We start from the raw sequence: 17,574 nt of genomic DNA, 5'->3' as shown, positions 1-17,574 counted from the left end.
AATACCATGAAAGTCGTGTTCGGCTTCTATAAGTCCAAAAAGTATTTGCAGCGGGTTATGCTGTCCATCGTGACGACGATGGTGCTTGTTCTGGTCGTGTCTTCGATCACCAACACCTATATGCTGGAGAGAACCGTCAAGCGCATCCAGGAAGACTCCAACCTTAAGGTGCTGTCGCAAATTCGCTATAATCTGGCCTACATGAACGACATGATCTCCAGACTTTCCAATTTCGTTTACCGCGACAACTTCCTGATCCCGCTTATGTTCAGCACGGAATTGCCCAAGATGGATCTCATCAGGGGCCACAGGCAGATGGCCAATATTATGGAGAGCACCTCGTTCCTGGATTCCATGGTCATCTACAACAAGTCGCAATCAGAGCTGTACGGCACCAGCGTCAACTTTATGCTTGACGGGGGCATAACGAAGGAGCGTATTCGGAAAGCGCTGATCAACGACCGGCCGCATCCCACCAACCGACTTATTCCCATGAGTCTTAACGGCAGCGTAAACCGGATCGATACGTTCGCATTTATTGTCACCGATTCGTTGAAATCGTTCTCAGAAACGCAATCGGCTATTATCCTGTTCATTAAGTCGGATTGGGTATTCGACAGTCTAAAGAAGATGAACGTAACGAGCGGGCGCGACCTCGGGGAAGTCTATATTCAAACGGAGGACGGTTCCCTGTTGACATCCGATGCCGGCGCAAGCTACACGGGCGCGGAGAATCAGAGCCTGCTGACGCAACTCGTTCATGCGGACAAGGTAGCGCAGGGCGGAACGACATCGGGATTCGTCATCGGAGAGGTTGCGGACAGGAAAAGCATGGTTACGTATATGGATGACAGCCTGGGAACCTGGACGATTCTCTATATACAGGACTATAAGCAGCTTATGGCGGAAGTAACCAAATCGCGCAACGGATCGCTGGCGATCTCCGGCATCTTCCTGCTGTTCGCCATCGCCGTATCGATCGGGTTATCCTATAAGCTCTATAATCCAATCGAAAACATGCTTAAGCAAATCAGGCCTTATCTGGCTGCGACCGATCGGAAAAACGAGCCGGCAGCCGGCGACGAGCTTGGTCTCATGAGCGAAAACGTGAAGCAGCTGTCGGACCAGCTTAAAGAGATCAGCTCCGGGCAGATCGTAAGCAAATATTATGTCAGAAGGTTTCTTACCGATAGTCTTCTGTTCTCCCATGCCGATATGCAGCATCTGATCGAAAAACATAATCTTAACATTAAAGCCATGGACGGTCTGCTGGTCTGCGTGCTGAAGTTCGATCACTTCGCGGCTTACGACGGCAAGGTCAGCAACTCGTCCAAGCTGCTCTACAACTTCGCGATCGTCAATATCGCTGCCGAGATCATGGGCAAGTCGTACCCTTGCGAGGCGGCAGAGATGCGAGGCGATCACTTCGTACTCATTTTGTCCAAAGTGCGGCAAGAAGATGCTGCTGCAATCGAGGGCGTCAAAGGCATGCTGCGCGAGGTACAAGATACAATCGACCGGTATTACGGGCTGTCGCTAACTTGCGGCATCAGCGACCCTATCTCGCAGTTTCCTTCGCTCTCCTCCGCGTATGCGCAGGCGCTGCGTTTGTGCCAATACAAGCTCGTAAAAGGCCACAAGTCCATCATCTCGTCAGAGGATGTACGCGGCAATCTGGCCGGCAAGCAGTCCGATCTCCCTGATGGTGTGACGCGAAAGCTGACCGAAGCGCTCAAGAAAGGTCACTTGACGAACGCCGGAGGCGAATTGGAGAAGGCGTTTACCCTAATCGCGGGCTACAATTACGATGACATGATTCGTGCCGTATCCAACCTGGCTTTCCAACTGAAAAACGTAGCGGGAGAAATCAATGACAATCGAATTGTCGCCTTTACGATCGATATGGAGAACCTGCATCAGCTCCTGCAAGAGAAGGAGACGCTTACGGAGATGTATCTCTCCCTCCTCTCGGTATGCAGCCAAATTTGCGAAGGGCAACGCCCCGCCAATATGGAGCGCAACGAGATGATGCTGGAGACGGTAAAAGAGCTGATCGAGCAGCGTTTCACCGACATCAATCTTAGTCAGCAGTCTATCGCGAGCACGGTCAAGCTGTCTTCCGCCTATATCGGCAAGCTGTTTAAGGAAAGCTACAACATGTCCATTACGGAATACATGAACGAGGTGCGTCTTAACCATGCGCAGAAGCTTTTGGAGGGAGACAGCTATACGATCTCGGAAATTATGGACAAATGCGGCTACGCGAATCAAAGCTACTTCTTCCGCCTCTTTAAGGGCAAGGTCGGCACCACGCCGAAGGAATACCGGATGAAAAAATCGTTAACCTGACCGCAAGCGATAACGAAGCAACTCCTGCAACTCGGACCTTCCCGGCCGGCAATCGGCCGCGGAAGGTCTTTTTTTTGCTGTCATAAAGTCTCTTGTATCCGCGCCGTCATTGTATTTCCTGCGGAATTGCAGAGAATCGAAAAATGTACACTTCGGCAATACAGCTATTCGCAAACTCTATTCTATTCAGCCTGGCTCTTCCCGTGGCAAGATGGCTTCAGCGACGACGCCGCACACCAATCGATACAAAGGACGGAGGAGATCCTAAAGTGGCCAACCGGCTGTACAAGGAATGGAAGCTGATAATCAAAAATCGGGAGCTGCTAGCACTCTCCTTGCCGGGCATTCTATATAAGCTCGTAATCGCGTATATCCCGATGGTCGGACTCATTCTCGCCTTCAAGTACTTCAGGTACGACCAAGGCATCTTTGGAAGCAAGTGGGTCGGACTCGACAACTTCGAGTTTCTGTTCAAAGCCCAGGACGCCTTCCGCATTATTCGCAACACCTTGCTGTATAACGTGACGTATATCATTCTCGGAACCGTTGCCGCCTTGCTGCTTGCTTTGCTGCTGAACGAGTTGCACGGGAAGCTCGTCAAAATTTATCAAACTGCGTTGTTTCTGCCCTACTTCATCTCGTTCGTACTCGTCGGATATATTACCTCCGCATTCCTCGATCATAAGGCGGGTTACCTCAACACCATGCTTGCCTGGTTCGGGATGGATCCGCACAAGTGGTATCTGGAGACGACGCCATGGATATTTATCCTGCCGATCGTCGCCTTATGGAAGGGAATCGGCTTTTCGACTCTCGTGTATTATGCCGGCATTACCGGCATCAGCACCGAATATTACGAAGCCGCGAGGCTTGACGGCGCTTCCCGCATTCAGATGATGTGGCGCATCACCCTGCCGCTTCTAAAGCCGCTTATCATTATTTTGTTTATCCTGGGGCTCGGCAACATCTTTAGAGGCGACTTTGGCTTGCATTACTTCGTGCCGAACAACGTCGGGCCGAACTTCCCGACTACGGATATTATCGACACCTACGTCTATCGGGCGCTCACGAAGCTCGGAGACATCAACTCCGCGGCAGCCGTCGGCTTCCTGCAATCGGTTGTCGGATTCGTTACCGTCATCACGGCCAACTTCATCGTGCGCCGGATCGACCGGGACAGCGCACTATTCTAAGAAAGGAGCAACACAGCGATGCCTACCGCCAAACGATTCAACATCATGAACGGCTGCATCAATCTATTTTTGATGATTCTGTGCTTGATGGTCGCCCTGCCGTTCGTCCTGGTCGTTGTCATCTCCTTGACCTCGGAGAACAGCCTTGTGCAAAACGGCTACCAGTTCATTCCTAAGGAATGGTCGCTGGAAGCGTATCGCATCACGTTCGCACAGCCGGATCCGCTGATCCGCGGTTACCTGGTCACCATTATGATAACCGTCATCGGAACGGTTACTTCGCTCCTGCTGACGGCGATGACCGCCTATCCCATCTCGCGCCGCGACTTCCGTTACAACCGGCCGATTACGTTTTATATCTTTTTTACGATGCTGTTCAACGGCGGCCTGATTCCATTCTACATTTTAATGACGCAATATCTGCATCTAAAGAACTCGCTTATGGCCCTTATTATCCCGGCCCTTCTAAGTCCGTTCAATATCATGATCATGAAGGGGTTCCTCGACAAGATCGGCAAGGAGATCATCGAATCCGCCAAAGTGGACGGCGCCAGGGAAATCCGGATCTTCTTTACGATCATTCTTCCCTTGTCCACGCCGGCTCTGGCCACATTGGGGCTATTCATTTCCTTCGGCTATTGGAATGAATGGTACAACGCGCTGCTGTTCATCGACAATGACCGGTTCGTGCCGTTGCAGCTTCTGCTCGTTCGCATCCTGACGCAGATCGAGTTTCTTGCGAACTCGCCGCTGGCCCAGGTGGCCGACAAGCTGGCCTTCGCGAACTTCCCGACCATGTCCGTCCGAATGGCTATGGCTATTCTAGCCGGCGGTCCCATGCTTGTCATCTTTCCTTTCTTCCAGAAATATTTCGTGAAGGGTATTACAGTAGGTTCCTTGAAAGGATAAGGGACGACTATTGTGCCAAATATAGAAAACATACATTGGAGGGTTCAACGTGAAAAAAGAAAAAACGACCGTCTGGAGCAAATGGGTTCCTCTCGTCCTCAGCTTAGGCTTGCTGGCCGCCTGCTCCAATACGAACAACGCTCCCGCAGCAACGAATGCGCCAAGCGCCGGCACCGATCCCACCTCAGCTGCTTCGGAGATTCCATCCCTGCCTGATGCGAAGCTGACTTTCATCTATCCCGTAGCCTCGAATCCAGGTCCGGATCAGAAGCTGGTCAATGATGAAATCAACAAATATCTGAAAGAAAAAATCAACGCCACCGTCGACTTGAGACCGCTTACGTTCGATGAATACGAGCCGAAGCTTAACGCCATGCTCGCCGCGGGCGAAAACTTCGACATCGCTTGGAGTTCCAAGGGCTGGCTCGGCAACTATCAACCATACATCGACCGCGGCGCTTATCTCGAGATTACCGAAGACATGATCAACACGTATGCCAAGGAAGCCCGCTCCAATATTCCGGACAAATTCTGGCCGGACATGAACGCCGTCGACGGCAAGGTATACGGCTTCCCGATCTATCAGGTCGCCGCCAAAACCAAAAGCTTGGTCATTCAGAAACGTTTCGTCGACAAATACAGCCTGGACCTGGCTTCCATTCAAACCTACAAGGATATCGAGCCGTTCCTGAAGCAACTTAAGGAGAACGAACCGGACATCATCCCGCTTGGTCTTGCACAAAACTCGTGGGGACTGTATGCTAACCGCGACGAGGTTGGCGAGGGCATGTCCGTGACGTACAAAAAAGACGATCCGATGCTAAAGATGGTGAGCGGTCTGGAAGCGCTTGACAGCAAAACGGATTATTATAATACGATGCGCGCCTGGTATCAAGCGGGTTATATTAATGAAGATGCGCCTATCATCCAAAATATTAACGATCTCAAGGCTAAAGGCAACGTAGCCGTCGGCCTTGAATTCACCTCCAAGCCAGGCGGCGAAGTTGGCGAAATGGCCGTAAATGGCGGCAACGAAGTCGTCTACGCGCCGATCGCGGACAGCTACTTCACGGGAATTGCCAGCGCCATGCATGTCATTAACAAAGGTTCCAAAAACGCGGAACGCGCCCTTATGCTCATTAACCTGCTCAACACGGACCCCTACTTGTACAATCTGATCTGCAACGGCATCGAAGGCAAACATTATACGAAAATCGACGACAAGTTCATCGAGCCGATCAAGGATTCCGGTTATGCGCCTAACGGCGACTGGGTATTCGGCAACCAGTTCAATGCTTACTTAAAGCCGGGTCAAGCACCGGACACTTGGGAAAAAACGATCGAGCTCAACGATAGCGCCATCGTCCCTGCATCCAGCGGCTTCGGTGTCAACGAAGAAAACATGAAGGCGGAAGTGGCCAATATTACGGCCATCAACAACGAATATCGTGTCGCGCTGGAATCCGGATCCGTCGATCCGTCCAAAGTATTGCCGGAATATCGGGCCAAGCTGGTCGCATCCGGTCAAGAGAAGTTCGACAACGAAATCAATGCGCAATGGGAGCAATTCAAAAAGGATAAAGGGATCGGACAATAATGTTTTAAGCCTTCCCGCCCGCTCATGGAAAACCGTCGATCAGCCTGGGCTGACGGCGGTTTTCTTTCATGAAACGGGTCAAATATGAACAATGTTTGACAAATTAAAAAACCTTATTCCCTAGCTGTGTATAGTCCGTGCTGCTTCTTGAAAAAATAGCTAATAAGTGCTAGAATCTGAATTTAGGTGAGCCTGTCAGGGAAGGAGGTTATGGGGCATGCATAAGTGGATTATGGCAACATTGCTCGGAGTAGCTGGCCTGTTGGCCGTATACCTGCTCACGTTTAATCTCCCGGAGAAAGAGGAGCACGTAGCTGAGGAGCAGTTTACCGTTCCCGATACGCCTGTGGATGCTGCAACTGCCGAAGCGTTTTACAAGAGCAACTGCATGGGATGTCACGGCGATCAGTACCAAGGCGCTATGGGTCCTGCGCTTGCGAATATCGGCAGCTTGAGAAGCAAAGAAGAGATCTACAAGACCGTACTAAAAGGCAAAAGCGGCGGAATGCCATCTTTCGAAGGCAAGATTACGGAAGAAGAACTGATTAATCTTACGAATTGGCTGGCGGAGATGAAGTAACAACCTCCACGGCCGTAAGCCCCGCCCGGCGTTAGCGCCAGGCGGGGCTTATTATATTTCACAGATCGTCTAGGATGGCGCCTTGCTATGATCCTCTCAGAGGCTCCAAGCTTTATAGAGCTGCTTCATATAGGTTGTCATCCAGTCGTTCACTTCCTGCAGATCGGCGACGGGAGCGCCCGTTTCATGATGGATCGGCATATAACCCGGAGGACCGAACTCCGCGGTAAATGTCGCGAATGCTTCCCCCCGCTCTTTGCGTGGCAGCAGCATACGGCGCCACCAGCCGGTAAACAGCTCCAGCTCCCCCTGGAACGCGTCTGCTGCAGGATGTGGCACCTGCGGGCCTTGGGGGTATCCGATCCTTCCGTGGATATGAACCGTTCTCTCAATCGCGAAAGACAGATTCTCCTCCTGATCCTGCAGATGCGACTCGCAGACGTTTACCCAATGGCTGAAATCCGCTGTAATTTTCAGCTCGGGGAATTGGCGGAGCAACCTGGCCGTCGTCCATGGCGTGAACAAGGGTCTGCTGCGATGCGTCTCATGACCGACCGGTATGCCGAATTGCTTCTCGATCCTTAACGCGCCTTCGTAAAAGGCATCTTGCTCGGACTCGCTCATGCTGTCTCTTGCGCTTTGGGCGTTGATGAGAACGGGACGGAAATCAGCTGCCCGCTCTACCAGCTCGCCGAAACTAGCGAGATGATCGCCGATTGTATGGATTTGCGCTATAAACCGCAGATCGAGCCGTTCCAGCGTTTCTTTAAATAACGTTGCCTCGTCCGCGGACGGCAGCACCGTCTCGACGCCGTCATGACCGGCTGCTTTGGCCGCTTCCAGCTTCTCCGTCATCTTTCCTTCCATACCCCACAGCGATTGATACGTAAGCAATCTCACTGTAAGTCCTCCTTTTTCGCAACCGTACGATTAGTGCGGATAAGCTTTGTCGAATTCCACGCCGCAAGGTCCGCCGTCTTCGTTTAACTCAAGATCGACGGAAGTGCCGTCCTCGCGGAACAACGGACGGTAAAAGCCGCTTATACGGGACGCGGATGCATTGGCGTAATGGCAGATAAACGCTCTGCGGAATCTGTCCTTCGTCTTGTTCCGGTAGGAACCGTGAATCAGGTTGCCATTAAAAAATAGAACATCGCCCGGATCCATGACCGCCGGCACGACAGCCCGGTCCTTGGGCGGCTTTACATAATGGGTTGTAAACGACTCCGCAGAATCCGCGAGCTCCGGACAGCTGATCTCATGCTCCCCCGTGCGCGGCACAACCAGCAGTCCGCCGTTCTCCATGTCCGCAGCGTCCACTGCGGTCCATGCGGCTATGCAATTGCCCGGCTCCACTTGCAGGTAGAAGTTGTCTTGATGCAGCGCCTGTCCTCTCGAACCTGGCGGCTTGTAGTAGAACATGCTTTGCGCGGCTAACGCTTCCTCGCCGTACAGCTCTCGCAGCACTGCCATAACAGGCGCATGAAGCATATACTTCTTCGCGGTATCGTTGAACCGGTGCGGTTGCATGACGCGCGGGTAGCGCTTCAGCGGATCCTCCGTCCCTGCCTCCATATCGGGTTCAAAAAATCCAGGCACTGGATTCTGGCCGATTCTCTCAAATGTATCCGATATTTCGGCGAGCTCTTCCGGCTGGAACAGCCCTTTCACAATAATAAAACCTTCCTCTACAAATTGCTGCATTTGCTCTTCGCTTAATATACGAACCTGCTTCTCCATATCTCTTCCCCTCCGTTTGCGGATCCATGATTGTCAATTCAATATTGCTTTCTTCATGGTTTCATTATAGAATTTCGAACCAAGAGGGGGAATAACGATAATGGCCGATAACCATAACAATCCTGCTGCAACGACTTTCACTCCTCCGCCCGGCGTCCTGGTCTCCGGCCACTTCCAAGAGACGTATGGATACGAGGTCATTCGTCCGGAAGGGACTCGCGATTGGCTGCTGACGTTGACGTTAGGCGGCGTGGGCGAATACCGGCTGGGAGATGAGGTCTTTATGCCTGCGGATGGAGATATTATACTGATTCCGCCGGGAACGCCCCATCATTACTACGCGCCTGAGCATGGTTATTGGGATTTTGTTTGGGTTCATTTTATCCCGGAGCTTCGCTGGCTTGAGCTTCTGCGCATGCCGCAGAACGGGAGTCGCATCATGACTTTTTCCTTGGGCACATCTTCAACCTTCATACGAATGAAAAGCGCTTTTCTTCGGCTGGTTCGCGAAAACCGGCATACGGGACGCCATGCCGAGCTGCTTTCCCTTAACGCGCTGGAGGAAGTGCTTATTCATCTGGCCCAGCACGCGGTTACGACGGAGCAACGGCTGGATGAACGGATCGCCGATACGCTGAATTATATGATCGACAACCTGAACGTTGCTCACACCATTCCGGCCTTGGCCAGGCGCGTGGCGCTTTCGCCGTCCCGCTTCTCGCATTTGTTCAAGGAACAGACGGGGGACTCCGTTTTGGAGACGCTGCTTAAGCTGCGGCTCAAGCATGCCGCGAGGCTGCTGAAGCATACCCCATCGCTAGTGTCCGAGATTGCCGGCCAGGTCGGCTTTCAGAGCCCTTTCTATTTCACGAAGCAATTTACCGCGATGTTCGGCGTTAATCCTTCCGATTATCGGCGGAAGGAGTAGTTTCATCATTTCCTATAAAACGAAAAAACCTCTATTCCGCAGTTTCGCGTAAGAGAGGTTTGGCAATAAATAGTATGCGTTAGACGTCGCGCACGACCCTGAAGCCGCAATTGCCCGTCGAGCTGTCGGGCGTATTGGAGCTTCGAGCTGCCACCCTGTAGCGGTTGCAGTAAGAACGATGGCAGAGATAGGAGCCGCCTCGCATGGATCGGCTGGCGGTCTGCTTGCTGTATATCGGATTAACGGCTGATGTCGTCCTGTGATAATCCGGAGAGAACCAATCCGCGCACCATTCCCAGACGTTGCCGGACATCTGGTACAGACCATACCCATTGGGTTTGTACGCATGGACTGGCGCAGTACCGACATAACCGTCGCTTGCGTTGTTTTTTACAGGAAATTTCCCCTGCCAAATGTTGCATTGATGCTGATCGTCCTGCTTCAGCAGATCGCCCCAAGGATACGTCTTTCCCTCGAGACCGCCTCTTGCCGCATATTCCCATTCCGCCTCGCTGGGCAGACGGACTCCGGCGAAGCGGCAATAGGCATTGGCATCGTTCCATGAGATATGAACGACGGGATGATCCATCCGGTCCGCGATCGACGAATCAGGACCTTCAGGCGCCGCCCAGTCTGCTCCCTCCACAACAAGCCACCACGGCACTCCTTGCGGCACCGTCTTCACCTTCCTGCCTGTCTCCTCCGACACCAGCAGATGGAACACGAACGACCAGCCGAAAACCTCGGCTTCCGTGCGATACCCCGTAGTTTCTACGAATTGGCTGAACTGGGCATTTGTAACGGCATACGGCGACATGCGGAACGATTTTACCTCCACCTGTCGTACCGGGCCCTCCCCGTCATTAGGGAAACCTTCTCTTGTGTCCGTTCCCATCAGAAAGCGGCCTTCCGGAATGAGGACCAGATCGTCATGCAGCGGGACGGGGTTATCCGACTCCTTTTTCCACCGTTCCAGCTTGATGAGACCGCTTGCCGCCGACGATTTCGTCTCTATATGGATCCCGTCGCGCGAAGCCGCGCAGCAGGATGGCAGTTTGTCTTCATTCAAGATCCTATTCCCCCTTGCTTGTTACAATATTTAGCTGTATAACGCAATACCGATTAAACCGGATATAATAAGAATCGTTAACGGATGTTTGCGAAGCAGCAGCAACGCCGCAAGCGAACCCGCGAAGATCAGGAGCTGGCTAAGCGTAAACCATGATATCGACGTCACAAGCTCGTTACGCACTGCAAATACAACCGCTGCATATAGAATAAGTCCTGTAATAACGGAACGCAACCCGTATAGCGACGACTGGACCCACTTGTTCTGATGAATCCGGAAAAATATCGTTCCTACCGCCACGATAATGACCAAAGATGGCAGCACCATGCCAATTGCGGCAATGATCGCTCCAGCAATACCCGCTTGCTGCATGCCGACGAATATGGCAATATTTGTAGCGATTGGTCCAGGAGACATCCCCGCCACTCCGATCATATCCGTAAACTCTGTCACGTTCATCCAGCCATGCCGTTCGACGACTTCTTGCTGGATAATCGGAATCATGGCATATCCGCCACCGAAAGCTATGAAACCGACCAGTAAGAACGTCAGAAACAGCTCCAGCAGAATCATCCTCATCGCCTCTCCCATGTTAGTGCATGTTCCTAACCTATATTGCCTAGATCATATAATCAAATATTTGCTCCTGCACCTTGCCGCTTCGCTCCTGCCGCAACTCTTTGCTTCGCTCTTGTCCGAGCTTCGCTTTAATGGCCTGAATCACGATTCCCGCGGTTGCACCGCCAGCTATGATCAGAAGCGGATGGATCAAGGAACCTCCTACGAACAGGAGCAGCACGGTGACCCCGATCAGTACGGCCGATGCTTTGTCGACGAGCGCCTTTTTACCGTATTTGATGGCTGCATACGCGATAAGCGCCACGATCGTCGCCCTGATCGACAGAAATGCCGCTTCAATCTTGGGATTGTCCTTCACCTGCAGAAATACATAAGACAGCACAACGATAATACAGAACGTTGGCAGCAGCATCCCTATCATAGCGGCTAACGCTCCACGAATGCCGGCGATCCGATATCCGATAAAAGTAGCGGAATTAATCGCAACCGCGCCTGGAATGGATTGCGCAACAGCGAATACATCTCCAATATCCTCGCTGTCCATCCATTTGCGTTTCTCCACAACTTCCTTCTCCATCGCCGGCATGACCGCAAAGCCGCCTCCGAAGGTCGCCGGAGCTATTCTCAGAAACGTTGTGAACAGCTGCCAGATTGTTTTCCCTGTCTCCGTCATCTTCTCCCGTCCCCCCCATGATGTCATCTGAAAATCAATGCCAATTTATGCAATCAAGCTTTCCGTTCCAAACTCTATAGAACTAGTATATCATCTTTTTTTCATTTTGGAATTAAGTTTTTATGAAAAGGGCTATAAGTATTTGTAATATGGTCTAATACAGGGAAAACCGTTGAATTCTTGACATTATCCAGAGGGGAATACTGAGGATTTGTTGAAGTTTTTATCATTTTGCAAATAAGTGGATATACTTGTATAGATTCTAGCAACCACCCTTCTTTTAAGCTATGATGAATATTAAAGGTGTATAAAGGAATAGGAGAAGTTGGGATGAGGACAGATGGACAAACCGCAAAACAATCCGTGAAACAAACGGTGTATCAACATATTGCGCATCAGGGCATCGTCTCCAAGGCCGATTTGCTTCCAAGCTATTCGTTGACGTCGAGCACGATGAATCGCCTGCTGGAAGAGCTGCTGGGCGACGGTTTGATCGCGGAATCCGGATTCGGCCCTTCCAGCGGCGGAAGGAAGCCCATACTCTATAAAATTAACGGAACCTACGGTTACGTTTTTGGACTGGAAATTTCGCGTTTTTACTCCACGCTTGGTTTGTTCGACATGGACATGAATCCCAAGTCTTTCGTCCGCTGGCGAATGGATGAGGATATGACGCCGGAACAATTCGTAAAGTATGTCGCGGGGCAAATCCGGGTGCTGCTGGCCGATCATGGCTTGACGGAGTCCCGGATCATCGGTATCGGCATCGGTGCCGTCGGACCGTTGAACCGCGAGGAAGGCATCATACTGAACCCGCTGTACTTCCCTGCAAAGGGCTGGAGCAACGTGCCCATCTGCAGCTTGATCGAACAAGCGACGGGGATTGCCGCCATGCTGGATAACGGAGCGAACACCGCGTTGATCGGCGAGCACTGGGCGCTGCGGCACGAAGGCATCGAACATATGGTCTATGTGCATGCAGGAATAAGCATGCGCTCCGCTATGATGTCCTATGGCCGCATCGTCTACGGCTCCGTGGATATGGAGGGCTCCATCGGACAGATGATTATTCAGACCGACGGGCCGCGCCTTAACGAAGAAGGCAACTACGGAGCGCTGGAGGCATTTGTCTCCGTCCAGGCGCTGGAGAAGCAGGCACGCTCGGATGCCAAGATGGGCCGCGGCGACCTGACGAATATGTACCATCTCCCTGCCGAGCGTATCGGCTACGATACGCTGCTCCGGGAGCTGGCGAGAGACAGTGCCTACGTATCCGAGCTGTTCCTTCGCTCGGCGAGATATTTTGGCATCGGCTTGTCCAATGTGATCAACCTGTTCCACCCTCAGACGATTGTCCTCGGCGGCACGCTGGTAACCTCGCATGAGCGCTTCTTCCAGACAGCGACGGAGGTTGCCCGAAGCAACGCCTATCATAATCCGGAATACGTGCCAGTGTTCTCCAAGGGCGTGCTCAAGGAAGACGCCGTCGCGACCGGCGCGGCTCTGATGGTCTGGAAGGCGATGCCGGTATAATAACCCGGCCTTTCGGTTCAAACGACGATCGGCTGTCCTATCAGGATAAAAGAAAAATCACGTTGTATGCCCCCGTCTGCCTGGTGCAGGAGAGCAACAACGTGATTTTTTAATGTATAGGAATCGAAGCGCTCCGATAGCCGTTTTTCGCTACTTCAAATAAACGAATCGCTCGCCCGGCGCGAACATATGGAAGCTCGAACTTGGATAATGTTTGTACATATAATCGACGAAATAAGCCGGATTCTCGTCATTATGAGCGAACAATCCGTAATGCATCGGCACGGTCAGCCTTGCGCCGATCGCGACGCTGAGCTCGGCAGCCTCCCTGTAGTTCATGTTGCCGACGATGCCTTTGCGACCCCGGACATAATCGCGACCGTTGATCGGCAGCAGAGCGACGTCGATCTCTTGCGGCTTCAGCCAATCCTCCAGCTCCGTAAAGCCAATGGTATCCCCGGCATGCAGCAACTTGATCTCTCCCAGCGTAGCGACATAACTTAAGTAAAAATGCTCACCTGCCCCATCCGTTTCAAAATCCTCGTGTTTCGCTGCGTGCGCGGCAATCGATACGCCCTCCGCCAGTTGCAGGTTATCTCCATGCGAAATCCCGATCAACTGCTCCTCGGCGACTCCCCATTCCATCATTAGGCCCAGGTGAGCTTTGGGGACGATGAACTTCGTTTTGTTCGATCGGGCTATTTCTTGCAAGGTAAGCTTGTCCATATGATCCTCATGGTGATGCGAGCAGACGACATAGTCCACGTCTAGACACTCCGAGGGCAACAACGGCGTCTTGAAAGCTCTCTGCCAAGGATCGCCGGCAAGTTCGTAAACCCAATCGGATAGGTACGGATCAAAGAGGACGGTGGTTTCCTTCCATTTGACCAGAAATCCTTCCTGTCCCAATGACCAGATGGCAATCGCTTCTTGCGGCAGTGTCGTGGAATGCATTTGATTGAATACGGTTGCAGAATACTTGTGTGGTTTCATATGCTCGCTCTCCTCAAATGAAATGATATAATAGGGTAGAATCTATGAAACGATCGGAAGGATGGATCACACGATGACTACAAAACAGCAACGCCAGCAGCAGCTTAGAAAGCTGATAGCGGACCGTGCCTGTGCCACGCCCCTGCTTCCCAGCGGACTGTGGTTCCATGGAGACATCCGCGACAACTTCTATTATGCTTCTTATCTGTACACTGCTGCAAGCGAAGGCCAGACCCTCGCGCTCGAGCAATCGTCTGCCCTTGATCTGGCTACTTCCGTACTGACGAAAGTCTTGCGTCTGCAAGACCGCGATCCGGCCAGCGCTACTTACGGGCATTGGCCGCTGAACCTCGGAGACGATCCTGCGCAAGCGCCGATCAACAAGCTGCCTGTCGAGATCATGTGTTGTCTCCTTACTTTCTTCCACGAAAAGCATAAACCGGATTTGACGCCGGAGCTTCGCTCCGAGCTTTCGTTATCCACCCAGCATACGTATCGTTCTCGTTACTATGCCGCGCCGCTAAGAACGTATAACCATCATGAAGCGAAACATACCGCTGCTGCCCTTCTACTAGGCACCGTACTTGAGGATTCGGAATTGCTTCGAGAAGGAGCGGCCCGCGTACGATCCACTTTGACGCAGCTGAAGACCTACGGCATGTCGGAATACGGCATCCTGCCATGGTTCTGGCACTGGACGCAAGCTTATGCGGCCGCTTGGGAGATAGTCCGTGACGATGCTGTCAAAGCTGACATCCAGTCTCTGCTTGAATGGCTGTGGCAGGAACGTGCCGATTATTATTTCCGCGGGGCATGGGCGGGACCGCATTCGCGTTCGTTGCCGCCTGACGCGCCTGCTGACCGCTGCGCTGCGTTCGATTATGTGCAATTCGGCGATTTCCCTCTGCCGGAAACGGTTCATCGTCCGGAATATGCCGGGCTTCTGGGTTACGAGATCCCGGATTACATCAGGCAATCCGCGTTAAAGCGATCCTACCCCTATCAGCTGAAACGCGACTATCCCGCTTCCGCGCTTGAACCGTCCGGCGAACGCCTACATAGCATCCTCTATATGGACGAATCGTTTGCGCTTGGCGGTATGCTGGAGCGAGCGGCCGAATTCGACAACGAGCAGCATCGCTGGGATGTGACGTTTCCTGCGACAGATGGTACCGTCAACCAAGCTTACTTCGTCCTGCCTGCAGCCAAAGCTGGCGACAAGCTGCGCCATAGCGGCGAAGCAGAGGAGATCGCGCTGGACCGCAATGTGCTTATTGCCTTGTACCAGCCTACCTCTCAGGAAGAAGCACGTCAATCTCTTGCAGGCGTGTTGCCCCCGGGAGAATGGATTGCGGATGCTCGCGCCGTGTATGGCATCGTCGGACAAGCGATGCTCGCCATCCACTTGATGAAGCCGTTCCGCCTGACGTCCAAACCCGATCGCTGCGAGATCGAGTCGATCGAAAGCGGCAGCAATGGCGTCGTCGTCGAAGCGATCTCCATCCGGGAAGCCGGGGCGAACGGCTTGACGACGCTCAGCGCATTTGTGGAGAACAGGCAAGCGAATGCGCCCGTATTTTCCGAGCAGCCGCTGTCCGCCTCCTATGAGAGCGTGACCGGCGCAACGCTGACACTTAAGCATAGCCGGTAAGATGCGAAGGCTGGAGTTAGCGGCATAGCCGCACAAGTGGCATTCGCGAAGGGTCGGCCAACAAGCCGCCCCTTTACGCTAGCGTCGGCTTCCGCCTCCTGATCGCGACTATTTTTGCAGCGGCAGCTCCTTCGCGAACCGTTCCTGGTACATGCGTGGGAGATGCTTAATTTTGTAATTGATCGTCTTCAGACTGTTCTGGAGCTCCACCAGCTGCGATTCGACCATCTCCCTGTGCTTAAGCAAAATTTCCATCCCCTTCTCGAGCACTGCGTCATTGTCGGTGCAATGCTGGATCAGGCTGCGCAAATCCTTGATAGGCATACGCGTCTGCTTAAGGCAACAGATGAGATCGATCCAGTCGATGTCTTGCTCGCTGAAAATCCGTGTCCCATTGCGGCGGTCGATGAATGGCAGCAGACCTTCTTTGTCATAATATCGAATGGTATGGATGGACAGCCCCGTTTTTTCGGCCGCCTGAGATATCGAATACGTCATGATTCATACCCGCTTTCCAAAGCAATACATATATACTAAATGTCTAGAGGTTACGCCAACCTCCCGGGATTGTCAATGCTTGCAAGGAACAAACATTAGATTGCGGCTTTGCAGAACAGCGCCAGCTTTTTTTGTCCAATGTATTCTGGATGTATTGACCTAGAGTCCACTCTATCTTGTATGTTGTTGTAGAACCTATTCTCGAGAGGAGCCAACCTTACTATGAAAATGATTCCAATAGCAGGCACGGATCTAACCGCCTCCAATATTGTCCTCGGCTGCATGCGCATTAAGGGCATGTCCCTGCAAGACACCGAAACGCTTATTCGCACCTCGATGGAAGAGGGCGTCAATTTCTTCGACCATGCGGATATCTATGGCGGCGGCGAATGCGAGACACATTTCTCCAAGGCGATTGGCATGAACGCAAACCTTCGCGAAAAGATGATCATCCAGAGCAAATGCGGCATTCGCGGCGGTTATTTCGACTTCTCCAAGGAGCATATCCTCGCTTCCGTCGATGGTATTCTTGGGCGTCTAAACACGGATTATTTGGATATTTTGCTGCTGCACCGTCCCGACGCGCTCGTGGAGCCGGAAGAAGTCGCCGAAGCCTTTGACAGCCTGCAAGCGAGCGGCAAGGTCCGTCATTTCGGCGTCTCCAACCATTCGCCGTTGCAGATCGAGCTGCTCAAAAAATTCGTAAAACAGCCGATCGTCGCCAACCAGCTGCAATTCAGCATCGCGCATACTCCGCTTGTCGATTCCGGCATTGCGCTGAACATGAATATCGACCAGTCCGTCAACCGCGATGGAGGCATTCTCGACTACAGCCGTCTTCACGATATTACGGTCCAAGCCTGGTCGCCATTCCAGCAAGGATTCTTTAAAGGTCCGTTCCTCGGCGATTTGGAGAACTACAAGGAGCTTAACGAGTATATCGACACGCTCGCGGCCAAATACGATGTCACCAACACGGCGATTGCCGTGGCTTGGATTACCCGTCATCCGGCGAATATCCAGGTCGTGCTGGGCACGACGAACGTCGGCCGTCTCAAGGATTCCTGCAAAGGCTCCGATATCCCGCTGACGCGCCAGGAATGGTACGGCATCTACAAAGCTGCAGGTAATATGGTGCCTTAACGGTAGTAAGCTGCTCGTATTTTATTTGGGACACTGCTTATAAAATGAAGCTGACGACATATAAACTGCTTGGAAATCTTGCAGCTGACAGTCGTCCGCCTTCGGCGAAGAACGCTTGAATCCACCTGACTGCCAGGTT

Annotated in this window: 16 protein-coding genes; 9 read left to right on the top strand and 7 right to left on the bottom strand. The window is 52.5% G+C overall.

The annotated features are described in order from the left end of the window. Positions 1–6: 6 nt before the first annotated feature. The 5 genes from B1748_RS22650 (at position 7) to B1748_RS22630 (ending at position 6,628) form a co-directional block, all read left to right on the top strand. Positions 7–2,349 (top strand): helix-turn-helix domain-containing protein, encoded by a 2,343-nt coding sequence (locus B1748_RS22650; protein ID WP_087570223.1) that lies wholly within the window; start codon positions 7–9, stop codon positions 2,347–2,349. Between the two features lie 269 nt (positions 2,350–2,618). Continuing rightward, a complete protein-coding gene (locus B1748_RS22645) occupies positions 2,619–3,542 on the top strand; it encodes an ABC transporter permease subunit (protein WP_246608708.1) in 924 nt (307 codons plus the stop codon). Between the two features lie 18 nt (positions 3,543–3,560). Continuing rightward, a complete protein-coding gene (locus B1748_RS22640; protein ID WP_087570221.1) occupies positions 3,561–4,451 on the top strand; it encodes a carbohydrate ABC transporter permease in 891 nt (296 codons plus the stop codon). A gap of 49 nt (positions 4,452–4,500) precedes the next feature. Beyond that, a complete protein-coding gene (locus B1748_RS22635) occupies positions 4,501–6,048 on the top strand; it encodes an ABC transporter substrate-binding protein (RefSeq protein WP_087570220.1) in 1,548 nt (515 codons plus the stop codon). A 217-nt stretch (positions 6,049–6,265) separates the two neighbouring features. Further along, on the top strand, positions 6,266–6,628 hold the full coding sequence (locus B1748_RS22630; protein ID WP_087570219.1) for a c-type cytochrome: 363 nt from the start codon (positions 6,266–6,268) through the stop codon (positions 6,626–6,628). 96 nt (positions 6,629–6,724) lie between these two features. Here B1748_RS22630 and B1748_RS22625 read toward each other — a convergent pair whose 3' ends face one another. Next, the gene (locus B1748_RS22625) at positions 6,725–7,528 is read right to left on the bottom strand and encodes a sugar phosphate isomerase/epimerase family protein (protein WP_087570218.1); all 804 of its coding nucleotides are present in this window, start codon (positions 7,526–7,528) and stop codon (positions 6,725–6,727) included. A gap of 30 nt (positions 7,529–7,558) precedes the next feature. Next, positions 7,559–8,368: a phytanoyl-CoA dioxygenase family protein gene (locus tag B1748_RS22620; RefSeq protein ID WP_087570217.1), complete on the bottom strand. Its 810-nt coding sequence runs from the start codon at positions 8,366–8,368 to the stop codon at positions 7,559–7,561. A 100-nt stretch (positions 8,369–8,468) separates the two neighbouring features. Between B1748_RS22620 and B1748_RS22615 the strand changes: the two genes are divergently transcribed. Next, positions 8,469–9,296, top strand: coding sequence for a helix-turn-helix domain-containing protein (locus tag B1748_RS22615; RefSeq protein ID WP_087570216.1), 828 nt, complete (start codon positions 8,469–8,471; stop codon positions 9,294–9,296). Positions 9,297–9,375: 79 nt separating this feature from the next. On the opposite strand, the gene B1748_RS22610 is transcribed toward B1748_RS22615, so the two are convergent. From B1748_RS22610 to B1748_RS22600, 3 genes are all read right to left on the bottom strand, one after another. Beyond that, the gene (locus B1748_RS22610; RefSeq protein WP_483874417.1) at positions 9,376–10,233 is read right to left on the bottom strand and encodes a formylglycine-generating enzyme family protein; all 858 of its coding nucleotides are present in this window, start codon (positions 10,231–10,233) and stop codon (positions 9,376–9,378) included. Between the two features lie 162 nt (positions 10,234–10,395). Beyond that, entirely contained in the window at positions 10,396–10,938 is a 543-nt protein-coding gene (locus tag B1748_RS22605; protein ID WP_087570214.1) for a chromate transporter, read from the bottom strand. Between the two features lie 46 nt (positions 10,939–10,984). Next, positions 10,985–11,617, bottom strand: a complete 633-nt coding sequence (locus B1748_RS22600) for a chromate transporter (RefSeq protein ID WP_087570213.1) — start codon at positions 11,615–11,617, stop codon at positions 10,985–10,987. Between the two features lie 330 nt (positions 11,618–11,947). Here B1748_RS22600 and B1748_RS22595 point away from each other — a divergent pair, with 330 nt between their 5' ends. Further along, positions 11,948–13,150, top strand: a complete 1,203-nt coding sequence (locus B1748_RS22595; RefSeq protein WP_087570212.1) for an ROK family protein — start codon at positions 11,948–11,950, stop codon at positions 13,148–13,150. A 150-nt stretch (positions 13,151–13,300) separates the two neighbouring features. Here the strand turns inward: B1748_RS22595 and B1748_RS22590 are convergent, their stop codons facing one another. After that, positions 13,301–14,143 carry an MBL fold metallo-hydrolase gene (locus B1748_RS22590; protein ID WP_087570211.1) on the bottom strand — a complete coding sequence of 281 codons (843 nt, stop codon included), beginning with the start codon at positions 14,141–14,143 and terminating at the stop codon, positions 13,301–13,303. Positions 14,144–14,216: 73 nt separating this feature from the next. On the opposite strand from B1748_RS22590, the gene B1748_RS22585 reads away from it, so the two are divergent. After that, positions 14,217–15,794 carry a hypothetical protein gene (locus tag B1748_RS22585; protein WP_087570210.1) on the top strand — a complete coding sequence of 526 codons (1,578 nt, stop codon included), beginning with the start codon at positions 14,217–14,219 and terminating at the stop codon, positions 15,792–15,794. A gap of 108 nt (positions 15,795–15,902) precedes the next feature. Here B1748_RS22585 and B1748_RS22580 read toward each other — a convergent pair whose 3' ends face one another. Continuing rightward, positions 15,903–16,292 carry a MerR family transcriptional regulator gene (locus B1748_RS22580; protein ID WP_087570209.1) on the bottom strand — a complete coding sequence of 130 codons (390 nt, stop codon included), beginning with the start codon at positions 16,290–16,292 and terminating at the stop codon, positions 15,903–15,905. Between the two features lie 222 nt (positions 16,293–16,514). On the opposite strand from B1748_RS22580, the gene B1748_RS22575 reads away from it, so the two are divergent. After that, the gene (locus B1748_RS22575) at positions 16,515–17,435 is read left to right on the top strand and encodes an aldo/keto reductase (protein WP_087570208.1); all 921 of its coding nucleotides are present in this window, start codon (positions 16,515–16,517) and stop codon (positions 17,433–17,435) included. The last annotated feature ends 139 nt before the right edge of the window (positions 17,436–17,574 follow it).

The sequence above is a fragment of the Paenibacillus sp. MY03 genome, assembly GCF_002165585.1.
GTDB lineage: Bacteria > Bacillota > Bacilli > Paenibacillales > Paenibacillaceae > Pristimantibacillus > Pristimantibacillus agaridevorans.
This window is presented reverse-complemented; position numbering and strand designations above follow the sequence as displayed.